General features: G+C 35.0%; 1 protein-coding gene. It reads right to left on the bottom strand.

Going from position 1 to position 1,470, the window contains the following annotated elements; all coding sequences use genetic code 11:
• Positions 1 to 127: 127 nt before the first annotated feature.
• Positions 128 to 1,330 (bottom strand): IS4 family transposase, encoded by a 1,203-nt coding sequence (locus JCM9157_RS22990; protein ID WP_035668856.1) that lies wholly within the window; start codon positions 1,328 to 1,330, stop codon positions 128 to 130.
• Positions 1,331 to 1,470: the final 140 nt, after the last annotated feature.

Below are 1,470 nucleotides of genomic sequence, written 5' to 3'. Positions count from 1 at the left end.
CCCACTAGCCTTGCACAGATACAATTAAATTCAATATATGTATTTATTTTACAGTGGTTTATATACTTAAAAAGAAAAACTGGGAGCAGGGGTGTAATTCAACCTTGTTCCCAGTTTTTTACATATATTATCTAATACGACTTTTTGTTATATGTTTATAGACAGCGACTGTTCCGACAAATAAATTTTCTTTTTTGATAGGTATTGGAACCTTCTGCCTTCCCTTCGATTTCTTACTCTTACGAGTTAACTCTTTATTTAAATTTTTCATAGACTGATACAAATAGGTTTGTAGAACTCGATAGAACTCCCACTGCGTTTTTGTAGACTTTGTCTCTAATTTGACAATCAATGATAAGCCATAAGCGATTAATGCTAAGAACATTTGATTCCATATTCCTTGCGGCTTCGTGCTCCAGATCTTTGTGAATTTCAGATGGCCTTTAATCCATTTGAAGAATAACTCTATCATCCAACGGTTTCGGTATATCTCCATAATTTGATGATCTTCTAAGTCAAATCTTGTGGTTAGTATTCTATATGTTCTTCCTTTATCATCTACATACTCAACGTATCTTACCGGTTTATTTGATACACCAAAATTGACTATAGCGTCCCTTATAATAGATGGATGTGTTGGGATTCTTTCTTCTAACGCAAAGAGCTTTAAATTCTTTGTAATACGTGCCACAAAAGAAATTTCTCTTTCTAACCAATCCATTAAGTTTGCTTTGGAAGGATATCCACGGTCCAAAATGTAAGTAGAATCCGATTCTTCAATTAAGAAACTAGAACTTTCAAAGTCGCTTACTGCACCAGTAGAGGGCACAATTTTATCTGGAAAAATCATATCAGAAGAGGCAACAACCAGCCTGGTATGCATTTTTACCATATTACGACCTTTAGAGATGTAAGCCCAGTCACATAGTTGTTCTGGTAAACGGATTTCGGTAGAATCTACTATTTTAATTGGACCGATTCCGTTAGGGATTCCCTTGTAACCTTTAGTTAATCGTTCTAACTTACTGACCACTTTGACGAATACCTTCTGAACCCATTCCGTAGGAAGCTCATTAATTCTCCTACTTAACTGAGAACCACTAATTTCACTAATTCCAATTTCTTGCCGTAGTTTAGGATAAGCTCTTAACTTCTCTTCCATATGTTCGTAAGAACTCCATTGATCTAGTTGTGCAGCTACAAAAACTTTCATTAAAGATTTAGTTGTCAACTTCTGTTTGCCATAATCTAAAAGTGGACACTCAATATCTTCGGTGGGAAGTAAAGATAAACATTGACAAATGACCATATTACGACCTATACTTTTCATACGTTTGGTGCTCCTTTAGTAGAGTATTCGGGAACAAGTATGGTCTCGAATTCTACTTTAGGAGCATTTTTTATTTTTGTAAACAAAAACCATTATATTGAAGAAATGTTACATGTATCCACCCATGCAAGGCTAGTGGG

The sequence above is a fragment of the Halalkalibacter akibai JCM 9157 genome (assembly GCF_000513135.1).
GTDB classification, from domain to species: domain Bacteria; phylum Bacillota; class Bacilli; order Bacillales; family Bacillaceae_D; genus Halalkalibacter; species Halalkalibacter akibai.
Note: the sequence above shows the minus strand (reverse complement) of the source record. Positions and strands in the feature narration are given on the sequence as shown.